The organism is Massilia sp. FBCC-B171 (assembly GCF_059134155.1).
Map to the genome: position 1 here is coordinate 138,732 of NZ_CP101443.1, position 25,331 is coordinate 164,062.

A 25,331-nucleotide genomic window follows, 5' to 3' on the forward strand; every position below is an offset into this window, starting at 1 on the left:
TTAGTGTTCCCGTGCTGCCTCGAGCGTGGCCTGCAGCGGTGCCAGGTTCGCGTCCAGGAAAGCGCGCAGCGTGGCGCGCGCGGTGTCCGCCTGTTCGCCGACAGGCGTGGCGAACATCAGGGCGGCGCCGTCGTCGCCATGCATCATGAGCTTGGCTTTGGCCTGGCGCAGTTTGCCGAGGTAATCGTTGGCGACGAACTGGCCGTCGACCCAGGTCCAGTGCCAGACCAGGTAATTCCCGTCCGGACCCTTGACGCGGGTCTCGCGCAAGGCCAGCTTCTGGCCATTGACCGTCTCCAGGCGGCCTTCCGAGCCCACCTGGCGGAATTGCGCATCGCGGTTGTCGACCCGGTTCACGGAGCTGATCAGGCGCTTTTCCGGACCCTGGTTGCGGTAGTAGAGCACGTTCAGGTGCACCGGCGCGCCGGCAACCATGTACTGGCCCTTGATGGTGGCGTCGGGCGTGAGGAATTCCGGGCTCCAGGCAGGCTGGCCGGCAGGCTGCGCGGCCAGGCGCGCGCCGTCGAGCTGCACCGGCGCCGGATTGTGCGCCGCCTTGTCGCTGACCGCGCCCAGCACCGGCCAGGCCGCGGCCACCAGCAGCGCGGCGATGGCCACGCCGGTGATCGAGGCGACAGGCGCCGTGCCTGCAGCCGCCGTGCCAGCTACTTTGGCGGTCGCGGGGGCCGGGGCCGCTTCGTCCTGGCGCCAGTAGCTGCCGATCCAGAACATGATGAACATGACCAGGCCGAAGAACAGCCAGCCGTAGATCAGGTGGTCGACGCCGGTGGCCAGTTCCATGCCGCTCAGGTGGCCGATCATGACGATCATGTAGGCACGCAGGCCGTTGGCGACGATCGGCACGATGATCGACAAGCCGATGAACATGGCGCGCCGCGTGGCCGAACGGTAGCTCAGGTAAGCGTACAGGCTGCCCAGCGTGATCGACGAAATCAGGTAGCGCACGCCGCTGCAGGCTTCGACCACCGACCAGTTGCCGGTCGGGAGTTCGAACAAGGTGCCGTTGCGCAGGACCGGGATGCCGGTGGCGCGCACCATGGCGACGGTAAAATCGGCGGTGAAGTTAATCAGGGGCTGCACGAACACTTCGCCGAAGGGCACCGCGAACAGCAGGAACAGCAGCGGGAAGGCGAGGGCGCCGGCCAGGCGGCGGCCCAGCACGGCCAGGGCCACGGCCGGGAACATGGCGACGAAACAGTACTGCATCACGACCTGCACTTCGCCGGCGCGCGCCAGCAGCCAGCCGGCGCCGAACACGGCCAGCCCGATCAGGGCCGGCCAGTAGGGCACGGCCGGGATGCGTGCGAACACTTCGCGCCGGCGCCAGACCAGCCACAGGCTGATCGGCACGATGGCGTAGCCGTGGGCGAAGGTTTCGGAACTGTTCCATATCGCGACCATCGAGGCCGCGGTGCCCCAGTACAGCACCAGCAGCGCCACGAAGGCGGCGACGATGACGGCGATTTTCGGTACCGACAGGCGGCCGGGAGCGCTTCCCGCCAGGACCGGATTTTCGTTCATCAGCATTCAAACCTCGATTCGATCGGGGACAGGTGGGCCGACCAGCTGTAGCGGCGCTCGACGCTGGCGCGCGCCGCCGGGCCCATGGCCAGGTTGGGGGTGCGCAGCAGTTCGATCAGGCGCTCGGCGTAGTCGGCCGGGGCGTCGACCACCAGCAGTTCGCGGCCCTGGACGGCGTCGATGCCCTCGAAGGCCTGGGGCGATGCGACCACCGGGCGGGCCATCGCCATCGCTTCGAGCACCTTGTTCTGGATGCCGCGTGCGATGCGCAGCGGCGCGACGGCGGCGACGCAGTGGGCGACATAGGGCCGCACGTCGGGCACGGTACCGGTGACGGCGATGGCGTCACTCGCCAGTGCCAGCACCTCGGGCGCCGGACGCGAGCCGACGATGTAGAAGCGCGCGTTCGGCACGGCGGCGCGTACGCGCGGCAGGACGTGCTCGGCGAACCATTTGACGGCGTCGATGTTCGGCCAGTAGTCCATCGCACCGGTGAAGACCAGCGCCTGCTCGCCCTCGGCGAACGGGGTCTCGTAGCTGCGCGCCGGGCTGAAATACTCGGTGTCGACGCCATTGTTGAAGAAGCCGATCTTGGCGCGGCTTTCCGGCGCCAGGGTGCGGAACAGTTCGGCCTCGGGTTCGGACACGAACAGCGATGCGTCGAAGTCGCCGGCGACTTTTCGCTCGTACTCGAGCAGGCTGCGCGCCTCGTGGCGATACACCCAGCTCATCGGCCAGCGCTTCTTGTCGGCGTACTGGCGCCACTTGTCGGAGTCGACGTCGCAAAAATCGATTACGCGGCGCGCGGCCGGGAAGTCGTCCGCATATTGCGCCATCACCGAGCAGAAGGTCATCACGCGGGCGATGCCGTGCTGGCGCATGGTGCGCGCGATCCAGCGCGTCATGTCGGCGTCGCGGTAGTATTCCAGCGACAGCGATTTACCCGTTGCCAGCGCCTTGGCGCTGCGGATTTTTCCCTTGAGGGGATCGAGCTTGACGAAATGGCTGCTGGCGCACAGCGCCTCGACCGCCGGCACGTGCTGCCAGTCGTCGGCGTCGTCGACAAAGGTCGCCAGGTGCACGCGGTACTTCGTTGCCAGGTGTTTCAGCAGGTTGTACGAGCGGATCTTGTCGCCCTTGTTCGGCGGGTAGGGGATGCGGTGCACCAGCAACAGCAGGTCCGGCTTGGCCGCCTGGGCGGCCGCTGCCTCTTTGCGCTGCAACGCGCCCTCGATGATCGAATTCATGGCTTGCTCAGGAAAATGCGGTCCATCCGGTCCCACGCGAAATCGCGGGCGAGGGCGGCAATCCGTCCTTCCATGCGTTCGATGTTAATGTAATGGCGGAAGCGCGATTTGGCGTCCAGGCCTGCGGGACGCGGCTGGCCGGGATCGAGTTCCCACGGGTGGAAGTAGAACAGTGCCGGCTCGTTGTCCATCTCATTGACGCGATTCACCATCCAGCGCGACAGCGCATACGGCAGCAGCCGGAAATAGCCGCCGCCACCGGCCGGCAGCTTGCGCCCGCCCAGCATGGCGGTGGTGATCGGCACTTCCAGCAGGCCGTCCGGGCCGTTCGGATAGAAAGCGAAGCGCGGCGCGTCCGGCATGCCGTAGTGGTCATGCGCGATCGGGTAGATGCTCGAGCTGTAGCGGTAGCCCGCTTCGGTCAGCGCGTCCAGCGCCCACAGGTTGCCTGCGCCGATCGAGAAGCTCGGGGCGCGGTAGCCGATGACCTGCTGGCCGCCGATGTCTTCCAGCAGCGCTTTCGCGCTGCGGATATCGTTGTCGAATTCGGCGCGGCTCTGGTCGGAGGCGCGCTGGTGATTGTAGCCGTGGCTGGCCAGCTCATGGCCGGCCGCGACGATGCGGCGCACCATCTGCGGGTAGCGTTCGGCAATCCAGCCGAGCGTGAAGAAGGTGCCTTTCACGTCGTTCTTCTCGAACAGCGCCAGGATGCGCTCGATGTTGGCTTCGACGCGGCATTCGCGCGTCGGCCAGCTGTCGCGGCTGATGTAGGGCGCAAAGGCCGAGACCTGGAAATAGTCTTCGACGTCGCAGGTCATCGCGTTGCGAATGCGTTCGCCCGGCTGGCGCTGCGGCCGGGCTGCCGGAGTCTGCATCTTCATTCGGGGGTATCCACGTGTTGGGTGGCCGGCACGCCGTTTTGCGGCGTGGCGACGATTTTCTTCAGGATCGAGAGCACCGAGACGATCGATTTTTCGAGGCGCATCATGCGCTCGTCGAGCACTTCGGCGCTGGCGCGGCGCTCCGGCATGCCGCCCATGCCGTCGGCCAGCAGCTCGCCGCCGATGTTCGCGGCGGGCGTCCCCATGGCGTCGGGCAGCTGGAATTCTTCGCTGACGTCGGCGATGACGGTCTGGATGTGCGCCTCGTTGAATTCGTGGAGCTCTTCCAGGTAGCCCATCAGCAGCACGCGGTCGAGCAGGGTGTTGGTCTTGCGCGGGATGCCGCCGGTATAGGCGAAGATGGCGGCGTGGGCCGCGTCGTCGAAGGCCGGGTCGCCCTTCCAGCCGACCGTGTGCAGGCGGTGCTCGATGTAGGCGCGCGTTTCCGGCGCATCCATCGGGCCCAGGTGGTAGCTGGCGATGACGCGCTGGCGCAGCTGCTGCATGCTCGGGCTGTGCAGGGTGCCGCGGAACTCCGGCTGGCCCAGCAGGAAGGTCTGCAGCAGCGACTTGTCGTCGGTCTGGAAATTCGACAGCATGCGCAGCTCTTCGACCGTCTTCGGGTTCAGGTTCTGCGCTTCGTCGATGACGAGCAGGGCGCGCTTGCCCTGGCGGTCGACGCTGTGCAGGAACTGTTCCAGGCGGGTCAGCAGGTCGGTCTTGCTGGCGCCCTCGTAGTGCAGGCCGAAGGCCGACACCACCATGCGCAGCGTGTCGTCCGGATCGAGGTGGGTGTTGACGATGTGGGCGGCAACGATCTGGTCCGAAGGCAGCTTGTTGAACAGGTTGCGCACCAAAGTCGTCTTGCCGGCACCGACTTCGCCGGTGACGACAATGAAGCCTTCTCCTTGCGACAGGCCATATTCGAGATAGGCCATGGCGCGCTTGTGGCCTTTGCTGCCGAAGAAGAAATGCGGGTCTGGGCGCAGCTGGAAAGGCTTGGCTGTAAATCCATAATACGGTTCGTACATCGTGTCACTCCGCTTAGAGCTGGGCCGAAAGGGTGGCGCTGATTGCGTTTTCTGTATAACCCGCGCCGAGCAGGCCGCGGTCGCCGCGCGCATGGCGCAGCTCGACGACACCGCTCAGCTTGCGGCTGAAGCGGCGCGTCATGTTCAGGCGCAGGCTTTTCTGGTCTTGTTCGAGGTCGGTGGTCAGGGAACGGCTGCGCGTCGCCGACAGCGTTGCCGTGGCGCTGGTGAGCGCGTTCAGGCGGTAGCTGTGGGCGGCGCTGAAGCCGACCTGGCGCACGTTGTCGTTGAGCGCGAACAGTTCGGTGCCGAGCAGGTCCGCGTCGGCCTGGCCGGTCGACAACGCGATGCGTTCGTTGGCATAGGCCGACAGGAGCGTGCTGTGGGCACGCATGTTGAAGGCGAACGAGGCCTGCGCCTGCTTCTGGCGGAAGTAGCGGTTGGTCAGGAAATTCACGCTCTCCGAGGTGCTGCGCGGCAGGCCGGTGGCCAGCAGGTACTCCTCGACCGCCAGGCGCCGCGCGAACGGATCGGGAATCGTCGCCGCGAACAGCGAGTCGATCAGCAAGGCGGTGTCGGTGGTGCGCAGGCCCGAGAACTGCTCGCGCGTGCTGGTCACGGCATCGGAATAGCTGGCACGCCAGACCGTGTGGCGGCTGCGGTGCAGGGCCATCAGGGAGCCGGTGTTGCCCAGGAAGTGGCGGCCCACCGACATGTCGACGGCGGTGCGCGCGGACGGGTTCCAGGCGAAGCCGACCGACCAGCTCGGACCGGCCGTTCGGTTGCCGAAGGCTTCGTAATCGTAGCTGTCATAGCCGCCGGTGGCGGTCAGCTTCAGGGTGCGGTGCACGCGGTAGTTCAGGCCCAGCAGGGAGTTTTCCGAGAAGGTGTCGCCAAAGCGGTCGGTCTGGACGTCCTGGCGTGAATAGCGCAGGGGCCAGCCAATATCGCGCCAGGCGCGCCCGCTGCCCAGGTCGACGGAGAAGCCGTCGGCGACGCTGCTGCCGAAACGCGACTCGTCGGCCGTGACTTCGTCGTGGGTATAGCGCGCGGTGGCGACCGCGAAGTTGCCGAAACGCCGGGTCAGGAAGGGGCTGATGCTCCAGTTGGACACGTCGGTGCTGTTGCGGTCGCTGAAGCCGTTGCCTTCGTCGTCGCGCAGGCCGAAGGCCGAGATGGCGCGCGAGCCGCCGCTGGCGCGGGCGTCGACGTACAGCAGTTCGTCGATCACCTTGACGCGGCCGTTGGCGTCGTACTGGGCGTTATTGCTGCGGGTGCCGACCGGCTCGCCGCTGGCGTATTTGTAGAACGAAGCGCGCGCCCGCGCGCTCATCTGCACGCGCGAGTTCTGGCCGGTCACCGAGACGCCGGGCGTCGCTTCCGTGACCCATTCGGCGCGCTTGTTGGCGTCGCTTTGCAGGGCCACGTTGTCGGTATAGGTCTCGGTCAGCGCCAGCGAGGGCGTGACTTTCCACTGGGCCTGCGCCGGCAAGGCCAGCGTCAGCGCCGCCGCCAGCGGCGCCAGGCGCAGCGCCGTGCGCGGTGTGCGTCGGGCGAAGCGTTTAGCCGTAGTGATAGTCATACGTCTCTTCGATCCCCGGGATGTCCCGCGCCTTGTTATAGATAAGATTGACATTGCTGCAGCCTTCCAGCTGGCCGAGCGCTTCCTTGACCGCGTGCTGGGTCGTGCCCTGGGCCTCGACCACCATCACGATCTGGCCCATGTGGCTGGCCAGCACCCGCGATTCGCTCGTCAGCAGCAGCGGCGGCGAATCGAAAATGACGATGCGGTCCGGATAGCGGTTGGCGATCTCGTTGACCAGGTTGCTCATCGTCGAACTGGCCAGCAGTTCGGTGGCGCGCGGCGTGCTGGTGCCGGCCGGCAGGATGCTCAGCGTATCGACGTTGGTGCGCAGCATCACGTCCGACAGGTCGAGCTTGTCGTCGACCAGGATGTCCATCAGGCCGCGCTGGGCCGGCAGGCCGAGCGTGCGCAGCACCGAAGGACGGGCGACGTCGGCGTCGACCAGCAGCACCGTGTGGTCGAGTTCCATCGCGATGCTCATCGCCAGGTTGATCGCGCAATAGGTCTTGCCTTCGCCCGGCAGCGAGCTGGTGATCATGATCAGGTTGTTCGGGCGGCCCGGCGTGCCTTCGCTGAAGGCTTGCTTGAGCAGCGGACGCTTGATGACGCGGAAGTCTTCGAGCAGGCTGGTGCGGCCGCTGGCGGCGGTGACCATGCCGGCGTCGCGCATGCGCGCCAGGTCGAGGTCGACCTTGCGCACGCCCGGTTTCGCGGCCGTCTTGCGCGGCGTGGCGGCTGGCGCGGCAACGCCAGGAGGGGCGGCACGGGGCGTCTCGACGCGCGGCGTGTCGACCTGCGGTGCGGCGACGGCCGGGGCGGCAACGGCCGGCGCGGCGGCGGGTGCGTGCGTTTCCAGGACGATGGTCTGGCCGTCGTGCTCGACGACGGCAGGGGCCGGGGCCGCTGCACGGGTGTGGTCAATGCGGCTTGCCGCTTTTTCGATAATGCTCACGTTCGCTCCTAATATTGTGCGTTACGGCGCCGGGGCGCTCAGGCGCTGGCGCGCGCCAGCATGGTGGCCATGCCGACGGCATAAGCGCCGAACAGCACCAGCACCGCGGCGGCGACGCCCAGCAGGCGGCGCTTGCGCAGCACCTTCTGGCCATCGGTCCAATGCATGTTGATCGATCCCAGGACCGGGACGCCGGTCACTTCGCGCAGCGCGGCGTGGCTGAGGAAGGTCGGGCGCACCTGGCTCATCAGGAATGCACCGACCAGGCCGGCCACCAGCGACAGGACGAACACGCCGGAGAACAGCGCCAGGCGGTTCGGGCCGCTCGGCTTGGTCGCCTCCAGTGGCGGCTCGACCGTACGGAAGGTCAGCATGTCGGTGGCCGAGGACAGGTCGCCGGACAGCTTGGCCTGCTCGCGGCGCTGCACCAGTTGCTGGTAGTTTTCGCGGTTGACCGTGTAGTCGCGGTTCAGCTGCACCAGCTGGGCCTCGATCTCAGGCGCCGTCTGGCTCTGGCTGCGCAGGGTCGTGACGCGGGTCTGGTATTCGCTGACGCGGGCACGCAGGGCGGCGACGCGCGATTCGGCATCCGACAGCGAGATGCTCAGCTGCTGCATCATCGGGCTGGCGGCCACGCCCGGATCAGGACGGCCCTTCTTCATCTCTTCCTTCTTGCGCGACTGCAGCTGGTCGACCAGGCGCTTGGTGGCGATGATGTCCGGGTGCTCCTCGGTATACTGCAGGCGCAGCGTATCGAGGTTCTTCTGGGCGGTGGCGATGCGGCTTTCGAGTTCCGGATCGACCAGGCCGCCGCCGCCTCCGCCGCCGGCACTGGCGCCACCGCCGGTCATGCGGCGGCGGATGGCGTTGCGCGACTGTTCCGCTTCGTTCAGCTCCAGGCGTGCCTGGCTCAGGGCGTCGGTGGCGCCGGCAACGCGGGCGCTGAAGTCGCCGCCTTCGCGTGGCAGCAGGCCCATGTTCTTGATCTTGAATTCCTTCAGCGCGTTCTCGGCCGTGGCGAGCTTTTCTTCGTAGCTCTTGATCTGGTCATCGATGAACCGCACCGCCTTGTCCGAATCCTGCCGCTTGCCGCCGAAGCTGCCTTCCACGAAGATAGCCAGCAGCGACTGGACCACGTCCTTGCCCAGCTTGGGATCGGTGGAGGTATAGCTGATGGTGTAGATGTCGTCGCGCTCGGTGCCGGCGATCTTGATCTTCTTCATCAAGTCCTCGATCATCTTTTCCTTCTCTTCGCTGTTCCGCGCCTTCACGTCGAGGTCGGTATCGCGCATGACGCGCTCGACGTTCGGACGGCTGATCAGCGTCTGGCGCATGAACATCACTTGCTGGTCCAGGTTGGGCAGGGTGGTCATGCCCGACAGGAGCGGCTTGAGGATGCTCTGGGTGTCGACATAGACACGGGCCGAAGTTTCATATGTATTGGGCAGCCTGAGCACGATGGCCCAGCCGATGAGTGCCACCAGCCAGGCGATGGTCACTGCATGCCAACGGTATTTACCGAGGGCCTTGAGGAAATTCAGGATTAGGGCTGTTATTTCTGCCATCTCGTCAGTCTCGCCATGAGCGCCCGGCAGGTAGCCAGGCTGGAACAATCACAAAAGAACACGCATCATCGCTTGTAGTATGTGCAATTGCAATTGCGTGCCGGAAAATTGTGGTAATAAAGAGGCCGCATAGGACCCGTTACAACACAAATTCCAGGTAGCAATGCCACTTTCCCCTGTCGCCCCTCTTCTTCGGCGCTATTATTGCCGGCGGACAAGCTAAAACAGTGAAAAATGTTGCACTTCATCAAGAGTGAGGTGAGGAGCAAATCGATGCCAGCAACTCGCGGCATACATCTTTGCGTAACATCAAGCTCTTGTATTGTAATGTTTAATTTATAAAATGGCCTGCACGATTGATTCCTATTCGAAATAATGAATGCCACATGATTAAGCTATTGCCAAGCCGCCGCGCGCTGCTGGCCGCCGCCGCGCTGGGCGCGTGCGCGGCGCTGTTGCCGGCGCAGGCCCAGACCCTGGCGCGCACCATCGTCGCCGTGAAACCGTCCATTGTCGGCGTCGGCAGTTTTCTGAAGACGCGCAGCCCCTCCGTCATGTTCTCCGGTACCGGCTTTGCCGTCGGCGACGGCTTGAGCATCGTCACCAATGCGCATGTGGTGCCGACCGCACTCGACGCGGCGAAGATGGAAACGCTGGGGGTGGTGGTGGGCGCCGGCCAGGACTTCCGCTTTCGCCCGGCGCGCCTGGTGGCGCTCGACCGCGTGCACGACCTGGCGCACCTGCGCCTGATCGACGGTCCGCCGCTGCCGGCGCTGACGCTGGGCGACTCGAACGGCGCCGCCGAAGGGCAGGCGCTGGCGTTTACGGGCTTCCCGCTGGGGATGGTGCTGGGGCTGAACCACGTGACCCACCGCGCCACGCTGTCGGCGATCACGCCGATCGTGATGCCCTCGCTCAGTTCGCGCCGCCTCGATGCGCGTGCCATCACCCAGCTCCAGCGCGACCCGTTGAAAATTTTTCAGCTCGACGGCACGGCGTATCCGGGCAACAGCGGCAGTCCCGTCTATGATGCCGAGAGCGGGGCCGTCCTTGGCGTGATTAATATGGTGTTCGTCAAGGGCCTGAAGGAAACAGCCATCACCAGCCCGAGCGGCATCAGCTATGCGATTCCGGCGCGCTATGTGCAAGAACTGTTGCAGCAGAAGTGAAAACGAAGTATTTCAATCGTGCACGCCTTTCGCGCGAGCATGATTGCGATACAATATGCCAGTTTTGATGGCTAAATAACAATTTTTAATTTGCAACAACACAGCCTGGCCTTGCCTGTCGCTGGTGTCGTGAAGGGGAATGACGTGAGCAAGATCTCGACGAATCTGACGAAGCTGGCCCTGGCAAGCGCCTGCGCCCTGGCCCTGTCCGGCTGCGCGCTGTGGAACAAGCCGCCGGCGCCTTCGGCTGCCGCCATGGCCGGCGCCGCGCCGGCCGACTACCTGATCGGCCCTGGCGACGCCGTCAACATCATCGTCTGGCGCAATCCGGAAGTGTCGATGTCGGTGCCGGTTCGTCCGGACGGCAAGATCACGACCCCGCTGGTCGAAGACCTGCCGGCCGCCGGCAAGACCTCGACCGAACTGGCGCGCGACATCGAAAAGGCGCTGGCCAAGTTCATACAGCAGCCGGTGGTGACCGTCGTCGTGACCGGTTTTGTCGGCAATTACGGCGAGCAGATCCGCGTGATCGGCCAGGCCGCCAAGCCGCAAGCGCTGCCTTACCGCCGCGACATGTCGCTGATGGATGTGCTGATCGCTGTGGGCGGCGTCACGGAGTTCGCTTCGGGCAACCGCGCCAGCATCATCCGCAACGTCAACGGCAAGCAGGAAAAACTCAATGTGCGCCTCGACGACCTGATCAAGGACGGCGACATTTCGGCCAACATGCCGATGCGCCCGGGCGACATCCTGGTGGTTCCGGAAAGCTTCTTCTGACCTGATCAACTGTCGGGTTTTCTTACAACGGCGCCTGCGGGCGCCGTTGTCGTTTGCGTCCAAAACACAGTTTGTAGGGCTAAGTGCTTGATTAGGTGTTGCATTTAGTCAACCGATGATGCTTGGTATGAAATTTGCTCAGCTTCGGATGGCCGATGCCGGCATGGGTATGGCATACTTTGACGACTCAGGAAACGTGTTTATGGACCAAGAAAAAAATACTCCAGTACCATCCGACACCGTGGCTGTCCCAGTCCAGCTCGACGCCAAAGGCATCGCCCGACGCCGCTTCGCGCGCGCCAGCGCCGGTGCCACCGGCGTCATCCTGACGCTGCACAGCCAGCCCGGCATGGCAACCTTCGGCAAGTCGGTGTGCATCTCGCCATCGGGCTTCATGTCGATGCAGCCGGGCGCCAGCGCGCGGCCGCAGCAGTCGTGCAGCGCCAACCGTTCGCACGGCTACTGGAAGACGCATGCCAGTGCCTGGAAAACGCAGGCCGGGATCGATCCGAATGCCAAGTTCGGCAAGCTCTTCCTCTGCAGCGGCCGCTATGCGGGCCTGAGCAACGTCACCCTGATGCAGGTCATCAATCCGACCAGCACGATCAAGGCGATCGACCGGAACAACGTCGCGATGCAATCCGTGGCGGCCCTGCTCAATGCGCGCGCAGCGCGTTTCACCGGGATCGGCAGTGTCTTGCCGGAAGAGCGCGTGATGGACATCTGGAACCAGTTCGTCACCCAGGGCTATTACGCTCCTGCCAAGGGCGCCACGCCATGGAGCGGCGCAGTCATCGCCGCCTATCTCGAGAGCACCTTCCGCTAGGACCGCCACGACACGCATGACAAGTTCGCCGATCTGGCGCCTGGCTCCTGGCCAACGCCTGTTGCACCGCTGCTGGGACGGCGAATGCGTGCTCTACAATGACCTGTCGGGCGATACCCACCTGCTCGACGAGTTCGCGCTCGCCTTGCTGCAGCAGGTGCAGGCGGAACCCCAGCCGGCGTCCCGGCTCGCGGCCAGCTTCGGCTTCGAGGCCGGGTCCGTCCCCGTGGCGCCAGGCGAAGAGCTGCAGAGCCCCGCCGAAGTGCTGCACGAGGTGCTGGCCGAGCTCGCCGCGCTGCACCTGATCGACTCCACCGCATGCTGACCGTTGCCGCACTCGGCCCGCAAGGGCTGGCCGCGCGCCTGCGCGGTCCCGGACTGCGCCTGCAGACCGGTCCTTTCGTCGCCTGTGTGCGCAGCCGGCTGCCGGCCCTGGCCGTCGCGCTGGGCCGCATGTATGCCGACTACCCGGTGCTGGAAGACGACACGCCGGCCGATTTCGACGTGTTGCTGCGCGGCCCGCGCGGGCTGCGGCGCCTGGTCAGGCCGCAGGTGTTCTTCCATTACGACGGCCTGGCGCCGTTCCAGCCGCTCCCTTTGGCCCAGGTGTACCCGATGTTCGAGTGGGCGATGAACTGGTGCGTGTCCAGCCACGCCCATTCCTGGCTGGTGATCCACGCCGCCGTCGTGGAGAAGGACGGCGCGGCCGTGATCCTGCCGGCCCCGCCGGGCTCGGGCAAGAGTACCCTGTGCGCCGCGCTGGTGGTGCGCGGCTGGCGCCTGCTGTCCGACGAATTGACCCTGATCCGCCTGGACGATGGCTGCATCGATCCGCTGCCGCGTCCGGTCAGCCTGAAAAACGCCTCGATCGAGGTGATCCGCGCCTGGGCGCCCGAGGCCCACCTTTCGCCGCCGGTGGCCGATACGCTCAAGGGAACGGTGGCGCACATGCGCGTGCCCGGCGCCAGCGTCGCGCGCGCCATGGAGCCGGCGCAGCCGGCCTGGATCGTGTTCCCCAAATGGCGTGCCGGTGCCCCGGCCGAACTGGTACCGGTGGCGCAGGCACGGGCCCACCTGCGCCTGGCCGAGAACGCCTTTAATTACAGCCTGCTCGGCGCCGCCGGTTTTAATGCGGCCGCGCGCCTGATCGAGGGCACCCGCACCTTCGATTTCAGCTACGGCGCACTCGACGACGCCATGGACGTGTTCGAACGATTGCTGGCAGGGCGTCCATGAAGGCCTCGCCGCTGCTGACACGCGTGCTGCGCGATCCGCCCTCGATGGCCGCGCTCGATGCGCCCGGCTGGGAATTGCTGCTGCGCCAGGCCGGCGCGGCCGACCTCGGTGCGACGCTGGCCCTGCTGGCCGACGAACACGGCGTGCTCGCGGGCCTGCCGCCGCCGGTCCGGCGCCGCCTGGCCTGGTCGCGCACGGCGTGGGAACGCCACACGCAGGCGGTGGCCTTCGAGGTGCAGCGGGTGCGCTCTGCGCTGCTGCCGACCGGCTTGCCGCTGATCCTGCTCAAGGGCACGGCCTATGTCGCGGCCGGCTTGCCGGCCGCAAGCGGGCGCCTGTTTTCCGATATCGACATCCTGGTGCCGAAGACGGCGCTGGCCGATGTCGAGAGCCAGATGCTCCTGCACGGCTGGGCCTCGACCCATCTGGACGACTACGACCAGCGTTATTACAGGCAGTGGATGCACGAACTTCCGCCGATGCAGCACGTGCGCCGCGCCAGCGTGGTCGACATCCACCATGCGATCCTGCCGGAGACGGCGGCGGTGTGCCCCGACCCGGCCCTGCTGCGCGGCGCCGCCCGCGCCATCCCGGGCGCGCCCGGCCTGCAGGTGCTGGCGCCGTGCGACATGGTGCTGCACAGCGCGACCCACCTGTTTTCCGAAGGCGAATACCACCACGGCCTGCGCGACCTGTTCGACCTGCACCGGCTGCTCTGCCATTTCGGCGCCTCCGAGCCCGGTTTCTGGCAGGCGCTGCCGGCGCGTGCACGCCAGCTCGAGCTGGCGCGGCCGCTGTTCTACGCGCTGCGCTATTCGATGGCGCTGCTCGGCACGCCGGTGCCGGCCGCCACCTTGGCCGAGGCCGCCGCGGGGCGACCGAACCCGGCGCTGCTGGCACTGATGGACGTTTTGTTCGGCAATGCACTGCGCCCACCCCTGCCGGGCTGCGGTGGAATGTTGAGCCCGGCGTTCGACGGCTGCTTATATATACGTGGCAATTGGCTGCGCATGCCGCCGCTGATGTTGTCGCGCCATTTGTTCCAGAAAGCATTCTTGTCGCAACGGAATGTTAAATCTGCCTGAGAAACATGTCTAAAAAGCATTATAATTCCTACAAGAATTTTTTGTGACATTATGCTGTCGGGATCCTTTACACATCAGTTGGTAGTGCTCTAATGATGTGTTATAAGTGTTTGATTCCAAAGGTTATTGATGGGCTGGCACGCCGCTTGCTAATAGGAGGATGTGTTTGCCCAACAATTAACTTAATCGAGGAATCGAATCATGAAATTTCTGAAGAAACTGGCCTGTGCCGCAGCTGTTGCAATGACCGTCGCAGGTAGCGCCAACGCTGCAACCGTGATGAATGACTGGGTCTTCAATCCTAACGGTGGCGGTTACGCGGCCGGCCAGTCGGTGAACGAATATCTGGACGTGAACGGCAACGCCTTCATCCAGATCAACCCAACGGGCGGTTCGAGCTTCTCGTTCACCGAGCACGCTGTGTTCAACATCACGCAGGCTGACAGCAATGGCCAACTGTTCCCAGTGAACTACGCTGGCGGCAACATTACTGCAACCTTCGATGCAACCGGCAGCGGTAACTTCAGCGGCGCCTTCAGCTTCAGCGGCGGCACCATCCGCATGTACCAGAACCCAACTAACGGCCAGTACGGCAGCACCGATGGCTTCTACGGCGCCAACCTGGGCAACGAAATCGCTACCTTCACCGTGATGGCTGGCGGCGGCGGCATGGTCGATGCAAGCGGTTCGCCAACCAACAACGGTCAAGTCACCGTGCTGGCACGCGCTGAAGCCGGTTCGCTGGATTCGGGCTACTTCTTCCGTGAAAACGGCGACGACCTGTCGATGGAATCGATCCTGGCCTTCGCTTTCACGAACGCCAACACCATCGCTGAGCCAACCGACCGTCTGGTCGATGAAGTTGCTTGCCAATTCGCCAACTACGGCGGCCCAGGCTGCGGTACCGGTACCTACGCTAACGGTCCAGGCAACTTCTTCGTCGGCAACAACGGTCAGTTCAAGCTGGCTGAAGTTCCAGAGCCAGGTTCGCTGGCCCTGTTCGGCATCGCCATGCTGGGCGCTGGCGTCGTGAGCCGCAAGCGCGCAAAGAAGGCGTAATTACCCTCTGAGCAGCACTTGATGGAATGAGAAGAGCGGGCTAGCCCGCTCTTTTTCATGCTGGAATACTTTGTTATAAAAATTGTAAGGCGCGAGTTGCTGGGCAAGCACTGGCGATATAAAAACAAGATGCACCAGGCAGGGAAATGAAAGCAAAAGCGGCGATGACCATCAGGTCATCGCCGCTTTTTCATGGGCAGCCAGTGCGGCTTGCCTACTGTTTCATCAGCTCGGCGAGCGGACGCCGCACCGAACGCGCGGCGGGCGCCGGGCCGTAGCCCAGGCGGCCCATGTAGACCGGCGCCAGGCTGTCGGTAAAAATCAGGGCCTCGGTTTCGCGGCGCAAGGCCTGCGCGGCGGCTTCGAGTTTCGGCTCGGCGCTGAAGCGCGTGCCTTCGCGGGCGTACTTCGAGAAGATCAGCGGCGTCATTTCCGGCTGCATGTACAGGCCGAGCGTGGTCATGGTCAGCCAGAAGCGCTGCAGGGCGCGCCCGGCGGCGACGTAATCGTCGATCGACTGCGGCGCCTGGTGCGCCTTGAGGACGAAGTGGGCGGCGCAGGCCATGCCGGGCGCCAGGTCCATCTGCAGGCGCGGCGCCCAGGTGCCCATCAGGGTGTTGACGGTTTTCATGCGGCGCCAGCTGACCATCGCCCATTTCATGAGGTGCAAGGTCATGGCGTCGACGCCGAGCGCGCCCGCCGGCACTTTATCCGGACTCTCGGTGCGGTTGTCCCAGTCGATGATGCTGCGGTGGGTCTCGAAGGCTTCCGGCATGGTCAGGCGCAGCCGGGCGTTGTTGAACATCAGCTTCGCCGCCTGCCATTTCTGGGCGCGGCTCTCGAGCCAGGTGAGCGCGTAGCCGGGGGCGACGGTCGCCTCCAGCAGGCGCTTGTGTTCGGCAGTGAGGGCGGTGGTGCGCATCGGCCGGCGCTGCACGGTGCGCGCGCTGATCACGTCGATCAGGGGATCGCGCGTGAGCGCCGCGTCGGCCGTAAAACGCACGTCGAAAATCGGGTGGGTCGCGCGGCCTTCGGGACGGCGCCGGATCTCGGCGCGCAGGCCATGGCCGCTGGCGGCAATGGCGATCGTCTCGAGCAGGGTGCCGAAGGCGATCTGGCTCGGGTGGCCGTCGAGGTCGTAGACGCAGTGGTCGCGCGTATCGTAGGCGTGCACGGCCAGCTGGTCGGGCGCATTGACCTCGAAGCGCCAGGTCTGCATGTTGTCGCCGCTGGGCGCCCAGCGCGCCAGCTCGAGGATGCGTTCGATCGTGCCGCTGTCGATATTGCCATTCATGGTGGTGCTCATGCCGCTGCTCCCGCGGCCACGCCGGCTGCCGCCAGGTCCTTGGCCAGTTGTTTCTTGCCGATCTTGATCATCAGGCGGTGCAGGGGATTGCGGTTGCCGCCCGGGCGCCAGGTACGCACCAGCTTGTTGCGGTAGGCGTCGAACTGGATGCCCCAGGGCGCCGCCAGCACGCGCCCGCGCCCGAGCAGGATTTTCAGGGCCTCGGTGCCCATCACGCCGGCGCACAGCTGGCAGGCCATGATGGTCGAGGGGCCGCGGCGCTCGACGAAATTCACCGCTTCCGGCACCACCAGGTAGGGGCGGTGCAGGCCGGCCGGCGCCAGGCCGACGACGAAGTGGACAGCCTTGTCCGTTTCCGGCAAGTCTCCCCACTGGAAGTATTCTTCGAAGGTCATCTGTCCCGGCAGGAAGTTGAGCAGCGCCGCGCCCATGCCCAGCGGGGCCACGGTGCTGGCGGGAATGCCGAGCCGGGCGCACAGCGCGAAGGTTTTCTGGCGGATGTCGAAGGCGAAGAAGTCGAGCGCGTCGACATACATGTCGGCGCCTTCAAGAAAGGCGTTCAGGTTGCCGTCGTTGATGCCCTCGGCAAACACTTCGACCTCGCACTCGGGATTAATATCGAGCAGCATGCGGCGGATGACGTCGACCTTCGGCTGGTCCAGGGTCGAGACCATGGCGCCGACTTGCCGATTAAAATTCGGCACGTCGAAGGTGTCGAAATCGGCAATGCGAAATTTCGTCACGCCCAGCCGTGCCAGGGTCAGCGCATGCACGCCGCCGACGCCGCCGCCGCCCGCAATGGCCACCCGCTTGCTACGCAGCCGCGCCTGCTCCTCCCGCGTTACCCAGCCAATATTTCGGGAAAAAGCCTGCTCGTAGCGAAATGGAGTCGTCATGTAAGGGGAGGTGAAACGATAGCGGTGAATGTCGGGATGGCGAAAACAGAAGTGCACCATATTAGTGCACCTGCGGCGCTGCTGCGGGAAAGCAGCGCCGTGACAAAGCGGTAAATCAGGCTGCCTGGTGTTCGTCGATGCGGCGCAGGCGGTTGATAATACCCTGCTCCTCGCGCGGGGAGAAGAAATACGGATAGAACGAGCGCTCGGTGGCCGCTTCGGTCGCCGTCTCGCTGAAGGTGCCGCCGTGCTTTTGAATCTGCTCGGTGACATACGCCAGCTCGATGCGCAGGAGGTAGGCCGGCGCATTCACGCGCGGGTTATCCTTCAAATCGCCTTCGCGCTTGAATCCGAGCATATGCTCGTAAAAGCGGCGGTGGCGCGGATTGACCTCGATGACGATATCGGTGCAGTCATGGATGTCGCGCGCGTAAATCACCGCCAGGTGAAACAAGTTGGCGAGCGAAGTCTTCGAGCGCACCGTGGGATCGAAGGCCAGCTTGGTGAATTCACAGAGCTTGGCGCCCCGGGCGCGGTGCGCGTCGAGTTCTTCCTTGAAAATCTGATCGGCCATCAGACCGATGGGCGAATCGATACCGAGCGTCAGGGTGCCTACTACCTCGCCTTTATCGGTAGCGGTCAGTGTGATGCGATTGGGATCGTCGCTGAACTGGTGCGTGCCAGCATAGCCGCGCCAAGCATACATCTTGTTGACCAGCATGCTGGCCGAATTGCGTCCTTTAGCCGTATCGGTAAGCCGGATTCCATATGAATCTTGGTTCACGATAACATCCTCTAATTCTGAGTTCGCTAGTTTATCGCGATCCTCTGACACATGAGCGTTCGATAGAAATTCGATGGAACGTTCTTCACGCTCCTGCACTTCGTCGGGATTTGTCATCGCGGGACACCTTCGTTTTTAAGGCGCCGCCTGGACCGGGCGGCGCCTTTTTTTTTGGCGCTATACCGCGCTTTCTCCATGCGGAAAAAGCGCGGTCCTGTGGGTATTATTTATTTTAAATAGTAGACGTTTATAGAGTTTTAAGCAACGAACGGGCTTCCTCCAATTGGTCGAACGGCTTGTTCTGCGCGAGCAGGGTTTCGAGTTCCTTGCGTGCGCCCGTCTTGTCGCCCGATTTATGCAGGGCGACGGCCAGGTGATAGCGCATTTCCGGCGTGCTGGCCGGCGTGGCGGCGGCTTTTTGCAGCAGCGGCAGGCCGCGCTGGGTATTACCCTGTTCCACCAGCATCCAGCCCAGCGTATCCATTACCGCGGCATTGCTGCCGGCCACCTTGAATGCCTCTTCTGCCGTGGCCAGTGCACGTGGATCCTTTTGTTGCTGGTAGGCCCAGGCCAGGTTGTTCAGCGCCGCGCCATTGCCCGGCGCGCGCTTGACGATGTTTTCCAGGATCGCCGAGGCGCTCTTGTATTCCTTGGCCGCCAGGTGCGATTCGGCCATGTACATCGCCACCGACAGGTCCTCCGGATGGGCCTTGGCCCACTGGGCGACGCGTGCGTTCGCTTCGGCCGCCTTGCCCATCTGGCGCTGCACCTGGGCGCTGCGCAGCAGGACGGCGCCCGACTTGGTGATGGCGAAGGCCTTGTCGTAGGCGGCCATGGCCAGTGCCGGGTTCTTCTGCGCCAGTTGCAGGTCGCCTTCGAGCAGGAAACCGACCGGCGAGCCGGGCACGTCCTGCTGCAGCTGGCGGGTGAGCGCCAGCGCCTCGTCGTGGCGGCCGCGGCGGGTCGCCACTTCGACCTGGGCGACGCGCGCCGGCAGCATGCTCGGCTCGAGCGCGTTGGCCTTCTTGAGCGACTCGGCTGCGCCCGTGTCGTTCTTCAGGATCCCCTGCACCTGGGCCAGGCGCATCTGCGCCAGCGCCGACTTCGGCAGCATGTTGACCAGCTTGCTGTAGCTGTCGAGCGCGCCCTGTGGATCGCTGTTCGCCAGCTGGGACCGGCCGAGCAGGTCCATCATCTCGGGGTTGGTCGGGTTCGCGGCCTGGAACTTGCGCGCCAGCGTCAGCGCCTTCTTCTCCTGCTTGGTGCCCAGGTAGTGCTGGCCCAGCTTCAGGACCGGTGCGATCGCGTCGGGATTTTCAGCCTGCGCCTTTTCCAGCCAGGTCGTCGCTTCCTCGGGACGCTTGTCGAGCATGGCCAGCTCGGCCAGCGCGCCCATGGCGCCGAAGTTCTTCTTGTCCTTTTCCAGGATCGCCTCGAAGCGCTTGCGCGCCGCTTCCGGCTTCTTCTCGATCATGTCGAGCTTGGCCAGGTTGGCGGCGGCCGGGAAGAAGGTCGGCGTGACCTGCAGCGCCTTTTCGAAGGCGGCGCGGGCAGCGGGCATGTCGCCCTTGGACAGCAGCACGGTGGCCTTCAGGTTGAAGGTCTGCGCGTCGTCCGGCTTGAGCGTCTCGAGCTTGGCGACGGCGGCCAGTGCCTTGTCATAGTGTTTCAGGCCCAGTTCGGCCTGCGCCAGCGCGGTCAGGGCGCGGTCGGACTTCGGATCGAGTTCGGTGGCGCGCTCGAGTTCGGCGATGCCCTTGGCGGTGTCGCCCTGCTGCAGGCGCGATATGCCCAGCGAGGTGCGCAGCACGGCCACGTCCGGGGCCTGCTGGACCGCTTTCTCGAGATACGAGGTGGCCTTGCCGAAATCGCGTGCCTGCATATACGACTCGCCGGCCAGCGCCAGCAGCTGCGGATCCTTCGAGTCGACCAGGGCCGGGGCCAGTACCGCGGCGGCGTCGCCCGGCTGCGCGCTTTTCAGCATGGCTTGCGCCATCAGCTTGCGCGCATACACGTTGTTCTCGTCCACTTCCAGGTATTTACGCAGGTGCATTTGCGCTTGCTGGGGCGAATCCAGGTTCAGCTCGACAGCGCCGGCCAGCAGCACGCTCGGCATGTGATTCGGTGCGTTTTTCAGGATGCGCTGCAGCGAATCGCGCGCTTCCTTGTTCTTGCCTTCGTTGTAGTCGAGCAGGGCCTGGCCATAGGTGACGAGCAGGCTGTTCGGCGCGAGCTTGCGCGCCGCCTCGATTTCGGTACGGGCTTCGGCGAATTTCTTCTGGTTGATGCGGATATACGCTTTTTCCAGGTTCGCGTTGCGGTCTTGCGGCTGCAGGGCCAGGACCTTGTCGAAGGCCGCCAGGGCTTCGTCCTGCTTGTTCATGCCGCGCAGCATGCCGCCCTGGTACATCCAGACTTCCGGATTCTTGCCATCCTTGGCAATCGCGTCGGCCAGGTAGCGCTGCGCCGCCTCCATGTCGTTACTGAGCAGGGCATGGCGCGACAGGCCAACCAGGGCTGCGCCGCTGGCCGGGTCGAGCGCCAGCGCCGCGTCGAAGGCGGCCTTGGCGCCGTCCTTGTCGCCGGTGGCGAGCAGCGCATCGCCGCGCAGCGCCGTCAGGGGCGCCGATTTCGCCGTCAGCTCGGGCTTGAGCTCGGCCAGCATTTCCTTGAACTGGCCTTGCGCCTGCATCGATTTGGCCAGCAGCGGCAGGGTGCGCGCCGGCGCCATGCCCAGGCTGGCCGCTTTGCGCAGCTCCTTGCTGGCCGAGACGGCGTCGCCGCTGTCGAGGTAGAGCATACCGAGCTGCAGGCGCGCTTCGGCATCTTCGGGACTCTTGGCTACCGCGTTTTTGAGTTGGATCAGGGCCGCTTTTTCGTCGCCCTTCTGCTGGTATTGCTTGGCTTCGGCGAGCAGGCTCGCGGTCGACTGGTCGCGGTTGCAGGCAGTCAGGCCACCCAGCAGCAGTGCGCCCGAAACGACAGCGGTAGTGAATGTGATCTTGTTACGGGACATGGCTTCCTCAGGTTTGACATGCTGATGTCGACCGGGAAAAACCCCCGGTGACAAGTTTCCTAGTCAACAATAATACCTCAAGGAACAGATTAATTACCGCACAATCGGCCCACCGTTGTAGACAGGCGATTTCCTGCCACTACTAATAGTGGGATCGACGGATTGCGGACGGTCCTGGCCGCCAGCTTGCGCCGGGTCCGCCTGATTTTCCACGCTTATTTTGCAGCAATGCTGCAGGGAAATGCCAGCGCTGGGGGCCAGCTATTCGCCGTCGCCTTTGCGCAGGCGCCCGAGCAGGGCGGCGACGTCGTCGCCTACCGGTAAACCGTGGCGCCGCAGCAACTGGACATGCAGGACCAGGTTTTCCAGCACCAGCTTGGCCGACACCGCGAGCAGGGTCAGCAGACGGTCTTCGGTGCTGAAGTTTTCCATCGCCTCGGCCATCTCGCACAGGTGGTTCGCCACCAGGGCGCGCAGCTCGTCCTCGGGAAAGGGCAAGTCGGCGAAATCGATCGGGTCCTCGCGTTCGACTTCGCGCATCAGGGCGGCCAGGTCTTCCGGTTTAATTGGCATGCGCGGCTCCGTGGATGGGTCACGCTTTCATTCTAGAGCAGGCAAAAAAAAAGGGAGCGGCAAGCCGCTCCCAAGAGGGTCTTTCTGAAACGCTTAGAAGCGGTACATCAGCGACGCTTCCACCGCGCGGCCGAAGATCGGACGGGCGTTGATCGGGCCGCTGCTCTGGGCGCCGGTCAGGCGCGAATTGCCTTCGGTGAGGCCCAGTTCATTGGTCAGATTGGTGGCGGCCACGCGCACTTCCCACTTGGCGCCGATCGAGGCCAGCGCGCCGAGGTCGACGGTCTGGTAGGACGGCAGGTAGGACAGGTTGGCCTGGTCGGCAAAGCGGTCGCCGATGTGGGTGTAGGTGCCATACAGCTTCACGGCATTCTCGCCCAGCGGGATACGGTAGCTCGGCGACAGGCGGAACTGGAAGTTCGGCTGGCGCTGGACTTCCATGCCGCTGATGGCCGGGTTGTCGCGGTATTTCGACTTCTGGTAGTTGCCGGTCATGCTCACTTGCAGATTCTTGATCGGGCGCACCGCCAGTTCGAATTCGACGCCATGGCCGCGCGAGCCGCTCACCGAGTTCAAGACCGCATTGGTCGTGATCTGCTGGAAGGAAATGCCGGTGAAATCGGTGTAGAAGGCATTCACGTAGGCGCTGTACAGCGAATTGGCGGTCTTGAAGCCGATTTCGTACTGCGTCACTTCCGGGTTCGGCACGCCGTTGCGGTCGTTCAGCGCGGTCTGGGTGCCGGCGTTGCGCATGTCATCGAAGTAGATGAAGGTGTGGCCCTTGTTGGCGCGCACGAACACGCTGGCATCCTTGTTCAGCTTGTACAGGCCGCCGACCGTGAAGGAATTGACGCTGTCGTCGCGTTCCAGCTGGGTGTAGCTGCCGGTCGGGATCGAGGTGCCGTTGTTGTAGACGGTCAGTGGATTGTTGTCGGTGTCGCCCGCAGCCAGGTTCGAGACCGAGCCTTCCAGCATCTGCTTCTCGCGGCGCGCGCCGATGTCCATGCGCAGCCTGTCGCTGATCTTCCACTCGTCGGCCAGGAAGAGCGCCAGGTTCTGGCCCTTGTAGCTGGCGTTCGGTGCGTAGAACACGTTGCCGGACTTGCCGTTGCGCGAGACGATGGTGCCGTTGTCCAGTCTGACGTCGATCAGGCGCGCGTTCGGCGTGGCCGTCATCAGGTGGGCATTGCCCAGGTACCACTCGTCATGCGAGCGGTAGTTGGCATAGTAGCCGCCGACGGTCAGCGTATGGCCGGCCACGACTTCGCGGCTGACGCGCAGTTCGTCCGTGAACGAGCGCAGCTCCTTTTCCACCGACCACAGGCCGGCCTGCACCACTTGCTGGTTGCGATCGACCGCACCGCCGCCGTTGACATAGGTCATGCTGCCGGAGGCGGTCGCAGCGGTCGGGTTGAAGCTGGTGTTGGCGGCGGCCAGGTAAGCGGCGGCCGTCTGCGGGTTATCGCCGGTGAACATCGAGATGGTGTTCATGTCGCCGCTGAAATAATTGGCCTTGTTCGACACATCCCAGCCACCCAGCTTCTGTTCGTAATTGGCGCCCCAGACCGTCGCCTTCATGCCGCGTCCTTCGGCCAGGTCGCGCTCGAGCGTCCTGCCCGGCGCCGCGTCGATCGTGAAGTGGCGCATTTCGTTGCTCATCAGGGTGCCGGTGAGCGGATCGAAGCCCGGGAACTCGCTGATGGTGCGGCCGTTGTTGCTGGAGATCAGCGGCACGCCTGTATAGAAGGCATTCTTTTCGTCGGTCGAGCGGACGTAGAAGGTCGCTTCGCCCCCAATCAGCTTGCGGGTGAGGGTGGCCGTCAGCTGGCCGCCATCGTCAGCCTTGAATTGCGGATCGCGCACGCCCTGGCCCTGGCGGTAGAAGCCGCCGACGGTACCGTACCAGCCGTCCGAAATCTTGCCGCCAATGAAAACGTCGCCGCGGCGCAGGCTGCCCGTGCCGGTGGTCAGGCGGATCGTGCGCTCGGCCACGTCCTCGCCCTTTTTCAGGATGAAGTTCATCGTCGCGCCAGGCTGGCCGACCGAATAGATGGTGCTCGGGCCGCCGCGCAGCACTTCGACGCGCTCGATGGTGTCATCGAGGCGGAAGGCCGAGGTGCCTTCGAAGAAGGACAGGACCGGCACCGGGTAGATTGGGTTGCCGTTCAGCTGGACCGAGACGAAGGGCGAATCGCTGCCCGACGGGAAACCGCGCACTTCGACGTTGGCGCCCGACTGGCCGCCGGTCGATTCGGCATACACGCCCGGCACCAGCTTGAGCACGTCGGCGGTGCTGCTTGGCGAAGCGGCTTTGAGCTGCTCTTCGGTGGCGGTGGTGATCGAGAAGGCGGTGTCGATCTTGCGCGTGCCGGACGCGGACGCGGTACCGGTGACGACGACCTGCTGGATTTCCTGGGCGACGGCGCTGGTGCCGGCGTCTTGCTGGACCTGGCCGGCGGCGTGGGCCTGGCTGACCAGGGTCAGCACGGCCAGTGCGACGGTGGACAGCGCGAACTGCTTCGATTGGTTCATGTAGTTACTCTCTTTTTATGGTTCAAAATCCGTCTCCAGGACCGGCGGGCCGCTGGCTGTCTCTGTCGCAGTGCTCTGATCTGGTGCATTGGCGAGCCCATGCGGTGCATGGACTCCTCAATATGTGTCATTGAAACAAGGAATGATATCGATGTCAATAAAATTGTTATCGATGTCATTTGGCGTTCCGCTGTCATTTAAATCTGTCATAATTTGCCGCAGAGCAGATTTTTTCCTACACGAGCACCGATGGCGACCAACAAAATTTCAAAGCGCAGCAGCGAAGCCGGCATGACGATGGAAGACCTGGCCGCCTTGGCCGGCGTCTCCACGATCACGGTCTCGCGCGCCCTGCGCAACAGCCCGCTCGTGACGGACAAGACGCGCGACAAGGTGCGCCGCATCGCCGAAGAGCAGGGCTACCGCCTGAACATCAGCGCGCGCAACCTGCGCATGGGCCGCAGCAATTCGGTGGCCGTTGTGGTGGAAATGACACCCGTCAAAGGCCGGCCGATGTCGGATCCGTATCCGCTCGCCCTGTTGGGGGGCATCACCGAAGAATTGACCGCCGCCGGCTACACCGTCGTCCTGACTTCGCGCCAGCTGCTCGACAGCGCGCCGGTGCGCGGCGCCGATGGCATGATTTTGCTGGGCCAGGGTTCGCACGGCGAAGCGGTCAAGGTATTGCAGAAGGCCGGCTTGCCGCTGGTCGTGTGGGGCGCGCCGGAAGCGAGCGAATCGTATGTGGTGGTCGGCAGCGACAACCATGCCGGCGGCGCCAGCGCCGCGGCGCGCTTCATCGAGCAGCGCCGGCGCAAGCTGGTGTTCCTCGGCGACGTCGACCACGCCGAAGTGCAAAGCCGCTGCGCCGGCTTCATCGAGGCCATGCGCGGCAACGGCATCGTCCACATCGTGCGCCCGAAAGCGTTTACTTTCGAAGCCGGTTTCGAAAGCATGACGGCGCTGCTCAAGAAGAAGGGCGCGGGCGCCGTCGATGGCGTGTTCGCCGCCAGCGATCTGCTGGCCATGGGCGCGATCCGGGCCCTGGCCGAACACGGCCTGCGCGTGCCCGACACCGTCTCGGTCATCGGCTACGACGATACGCCGGGCGCAGCCAGTTTCGTGCCGCCGCTCACCAGCGTGCACCAGGACCTGCGCGACGGCGGCGTCCTGTTGGGACGCAAGATGCTGGCGCTGCTCAATGACGAGCCGGTCGCCTCCGAGACCTTGCCCACCAGGCTGATCGTGCGCCAGACCTGATTTTTCACC

At 64.6% G+C, this 25,331-nt stretch carries 21 protein-coding genes; 8 read left to right on the plus strand and 13 right to left on the minus strand.

All coding sequences use genetic code 11. The annotated features are described in order from the left end of the window. From xrtA to NMB41_RS00690, 7 genes are read right to left on the minus strand one after another with little or no spacing between them, the layout of a single operon-like run. A complete protein-coding gene (xrtA, locus tag NMB41_RS00660) occupies positions 1 to 1,548 on the minus strand; it encodes an exosortase A (RefSeq protein ID WP_494380574.1) in 1,548 nt (515 codons plus the stop codon). Then, positions 1,542 to 2,789 carry a TIGR03087 family PEP-CTERM/XrtA system glycosyltransferase gene (locus tag NMB41_RS00665; RefSeq protein WP_494380575.1) on the minus strand — a complete coding sequence of 416 codons (1,248 nt, stop codon included), beginning with the start codon at positions 2,787 to 2,789 and terminating at the stop codon, positions 1,542 to 1,544. Before NMB41_RS00665 ends, xrtA begins: the two co-directional genes overlap by 7 nt. Beyond that, entirely contained in the window at positions 2,786 to 3,670 is an 885-nt protein-coding gene (locus NMB41_RS00670) for an XrtA system polysaccharide deacetylase (protein WP_494380576.1), read from the minus strand. The genes NMB41_RS00665 and NMB41_RS00670 overlap by 4 nt, the downstream gene beginning before the upstream one ends. Then, entirely contained in the window at positions 3,667 to 4,701 is a 1,035-nt protein-coding gene (locus NMB41_RS00675) for an XrtA/PEP-CTERM system-associated ATPase (protein WP_494380577.1), read from the minus strand. The genes NMB41_RS00670 and NMB41_RS00675 overlap by 4 nt, the downstream gene beginning before the upstream one ends. 13 nt (positions 4,702 to 4,714) lie before the next feature. After that, the gene (locus NMB41_RS00680; protein WP_494380578.1) at positions 4,715 to 6,283 is read right to left on the minus strand and encodes a TIGR03016 family PEP-CTERM system-associated outer membrane protein; all 1,569 of its coding nucleotides are present in this window, start codon (positions 6,281 to 6,283) and stop codon (positions 4,715 to 4,717) included. Continuing rightward, entirely contained in the window at positions 6,264 to 7,238 is a 975-nt protein-coding gene (locus NMB41_RS00685) for an XrtA-associated tyrosine autokinase (protein ID WP_494380579.1), read from the minus strand. Before NMB41_RS00685 ends, NMB41_RS00680 begins: the two co-directional genes overlap by 20 nt. A 38-nt stretch (positions 7,239 to 7,276) precedes the next feature. Next, complete coding sequence (locus NMB41_RS00690; RefSeq protein WP_494380580.1) at positions 7,277 to 8,803, minus strand: XrtA system polysaccharide chain length determinant; 1,527 nt, start codon at positions 8,801 to 8,803, stop codon at positions 7,277 to 7,279. 386 nt (positions 8,804 to 9,189) lie between these two features. Between NMB41_RS00690 and NMB41_RS00695 the strand changes: the two genes are divergently transcribed. From NMB41_RS00695 to pepA, 7 genes are all read left to right on the plus strand, one after another. Further along, positions 9,190 to 9,972 carry a S1 family peptidase gene (locus NMB41_RS00695; protein WP_494380581.1) on the plus strand — a complete coding sequence of 261 codons (783 nt, stop codon included), beginning with the start codon at positions 9,190 to 9,192 and terminating at the stop codon, positions 9,970 to 9,972. A gap of 144 nt (positions 9,973 to 10,116) precedes the next feature. After that, positions 10,117 to 10,749: an XrtA/PEP-CTERM system exopolysaccharide export protein gene (locus NMB41_RS00700; protein WP_494380582.1), complete on the plus strand. Its 633-nt coding sequence runs from the start codon at positions 10,117 to 10,119 to the stop codon at positions 10,747 to 10,749. A gap of 202 nt (positions 10,750 to 10,951) precedes the next feature. Further along, positions 10,952 to 11,575, plus strand: a complete 624-nt coding sequence (locus tag NMB41_RS00705) for a hypothetical protein (RefSeq protein WP_494380583.1) — start codon at positions 10,952 to 10,954, stop codon at positions 11,573 to 11,575. Between the two features lie 16 nt (positions 11,576 to 11,591). Further along, entirely contained in the window at positions 11,592 to 11,900 is a 309-nt protein-coding gene (locus tag NMB41_RS00710; protein ID WP_494380584.1) for an HPr-rel-A system PqqD family peptide chaperone, read from the plus strand. Beyond that, positions 11,894 to 12,811, plus strand: coding sequence for an HprK-related kinase A (locus NMB41_RS00715; RefSeq protein ID WP_494380585.1), 918 nt, complete (start codon positions 11,894 to 11,896; stop codon positions 12,809 to 12,811). Before NMB41_RS00710 ends, NMB41_RS00715 begins: the two co-directional genes overlap by 7 nt. Then, on the plus strand, positions 12,808 to 13,896 hold the full coding sequence (locus NMB41_RS00720; RefSeq protein ID WP_494380586.1) for a nucleotidyltransferase domain-containing protein: 1,089 nt from the start codon (positions 12,808 to 12,810) through the stop codon (positions 13,894 to 13,896). The genes NMB41_RS00715 and NMB41_RS00720 overlap by 4 nt, the downstream gene beginning before the upstream one ends. Before the next feature lie 201 nt (positions 13,897 to 14,097). Then, entirely contained in the window at positions 14,098 to 14,955 is an 858-nt protein-coding gene (gene pepA / locus NMB41_RS00725) for a flocculation-associated PEP-CTERM protein PepA (protein WP_494380587.1), read from the plus strand. Positions 14,956 to 15,169: 214 nt separating this feature from the next. Here pepA and NMB41_RS00730 read toward each other — a convergent pair whose 3' ends face one another. The 6 genes from NMB41_RS00730 to NMB41_RS00755 form a co-directional block, all read right to left on the minus strand. Continuing rightward, the gene (locus NMB41_RS00730; RefSeq protein WP_494380588.1) at positions 15,170 to 16,261 is read right to left on the minus strand and encodes a nitroreductase family protein; all 1,092 of its coding nucleotides are present in this window, start codon (positions 16,259 to 16,261) and stop codon (positions 15,170 to 15,172) included. Next, positions 16,258 to 17,157, minus strand: a complete 900-nt coding sequence (locus tag NMB41_RS00735; RefSeq protein ID WP_494380589.1) for a ThiF family adenylyltransferase — start codon at positions 17,155 to 17,157, stop codon at positions 16,258 to 16,260. Before NMB41_RS00735 ends, NMB41_RS00730 begins: the two co-directional genes overlap by 4 nt. 115 nt (positions 17,158 to 17,272) lie before the next feature. Beyond that, on the minus strand, positions 17,273 to 18,058 hold the full coding sequence (locus NMB41_RS00740) for an N-acyl amino acid synthase FeeM domain-containing protein (protein ID WP_494380590.1): 786 nt from the start codon (positions 18,056 to 18,058) through the stop codon (positions 17,273 to 17,275). Between the two features lie 130 nt (positions 18,059 to 18,188). Further along, on the minus strand, positions 18,189 to 20,957 hold the full coding sequence (prsT, locus tag NMB41_RS00745) for an XrtA/PEP-CTERM system TPR-repeat protein PrsT (protein ID WP_494380591.1): 2,769 nt from the start codon (positions 20,955 to 20,957) through the stop codon (positions 18,189 to 18,191). Between the two features lie 261 nt (positions 20,958 to 21,218). Further along, a complete protein-coding gene (locus tag NMB41_RS00750; RefSeq protein WP_494380592.1) occupies positions 21,219 to 21,530 on the minus strand; it encodes a hypothetical protein in 312 nt (103 codons plus the stop codon). Positions 21,531 to 21,623: 93 nt separating this feature from the next. Beyond that, positions 21,624 to 24,062 carry a TonB-dependent receptor gene (locus tag NMB41_RS00755; protein WP_494380593.1) on the minus strand — a complete coding sequence of 813 codons (2,439 nt, stop codon included), beginning with the start codon at positions 24,060 to 24,062 and terminating at the stop codon, positions 21,624 to 21,626. Positions 24,063 to 24,311: 249 nt separating this feature from the next. Between NMB41_RS00755 and NMB41_RS00760 the strand changes: the two genes are divergently transcribed. After that, entirely contained in the window at positions 24,312 to 25,322 is a 1,011-nt protein-coding gene (locus NMB41_RS00760; protein WP_494380594.1) for a LacI family DNA-binding transcriptional regulator, read from the plus strand. The last annotated feature ends 9 nt before the right edge of the window (positions 25,323 to 25,331 follow it).

Bases quoted from the DNA above. Each gene is read 5' to 3' on its own strand.
- NMB41_RS00705 (WP_494380583.1), top strand. From the start codon at position 10,952: ATGGACCAAGAAAAAAATACTCCAGTACCATCCGACACCGTGGCTGTC.
- NMB41_RS00665 (WP_494380575.1), bottom strand. From the start codon at position 2,789: ATGAATTCGATCATCGAGGGCGCGTTGCAGCGCAAAGAGGCAGCGGCC.
- NMB41_RS00755 (WP_494380593.1), bottom strand. From the start codon at position 24,062: ATGAACCAATCGAAGCAGTTCGCGCTGTCCACCGTCGCACTGGCCGTG.
- NMB41_RS00760 (WP_494380594.1), top strand. From the start codon at position 24,312: ATGGCGACCAACAAAATTTCAAAGCGCAGCAGCGAAGCCGGCATGACG.
- NMB41_RS00680 (WP_494380578.1), bottom strand. From the start codon at position 6,283: ATGACTATCACTACGGCTAAACGCTTCGCCCGACGCACACCGCGCACG.
- NMB41_RS00670 (WP_494380576.1), bottom strand. From the start codon at position 3,670: ATGAAGATGCAGACTCCGGCAGCCCGGCCGCAGCGCCAGCCGGGCGAA.
- NMB41_RS00750 (WP_494380592.1), bottom strand. From the start codon at position 21,530: ATGCCAATTAAACCGGAAGACCTGGCCGCCCTGATGCGCGAAGTCGAA.
- prsT (WP_494380591.1), bottom strand. From the start codon at position 20,957: ATGTCCCGTAACAAGATCACATTCACTACCGCTGTCGTTTCGGGCGCA.
- NMB41_RS00695 (WP_494380581.1), top strand. From the start codon at position 9,190: ATGATTAAGCTATTGCCAAGCCGCCGCGCGCTGCTGGCCGCCGCCGCG.
- NMB41_RS00740 (WP_494380590.1), bottom strand. From the start codon at position 18,058: ATGACAAATCCCGACGAAGTGCAGGAGCGTGAAGAACGTTCCATCGAA.
- NMB41_RS00735 (WP_494380589.1), bottom strand. From the start codon at position 17,157: ATGACGACTCCATTTCGCTACGAGCAGGCTTTTTCCCGAAATATTGGC.
- NMB41_RS00675 (WP_494380577.1), bottom strand. From the start codon at position 4,701: ATGTACGAACCGTATTATGGATTTACAGCCAAGCCTTTCCAGCTGCGC.
- pepA (WP_494380587.1), top strand. From the start codon at position 14,098: ATGAAATTTCTGAAGAAACTGGCCTGTGCCGCAGCTGTTGCAATGACC.
- xrtA (WP_494380574.1), bottom strand. From the start codon at position 1,548: ATGCTGATGAACGAAAATCCGGTCCTGGCGGGAAGCGCTCCCGGCCGC.
- NMB41_RS00715 (WP_494380585.1), top strand. From the start codon at position 11,894: ATGCTGACCGTTGCCGCACTCGGCCCGCAAGGGCTGGCCGCGCGCCTG.
- NMB41_RS00730 (WP_494380588.1), bottom strand. From the start codon at position 16,261: ATGAGCACCACCATGAATGGCAATATCGACAGCGGCACGATCGAACGC.
- NMB41_RS00710 (WP_494380584.1), top strand. From the start codon at position 11,592: ATGACAAGTTCGCCGATCTGGCGCCTGGCTCCTGGCCAACGCCTGTTG.
- NMB41_RS00720 (WP_494380586.1), top strand. From the start codon at position 12,808: ATGAAGGCCTCGCCGCTGCTGACACGCGTGCTGCGCGATCCGCCCTCG.
- NMB41_RS00690 (WP_494380580.1), bottom strand. From the start codon at position 8,803: ATGGCAGAAATAACAGCCCTAATCCTGAATTTCCTCAAGGCCCTCGGT.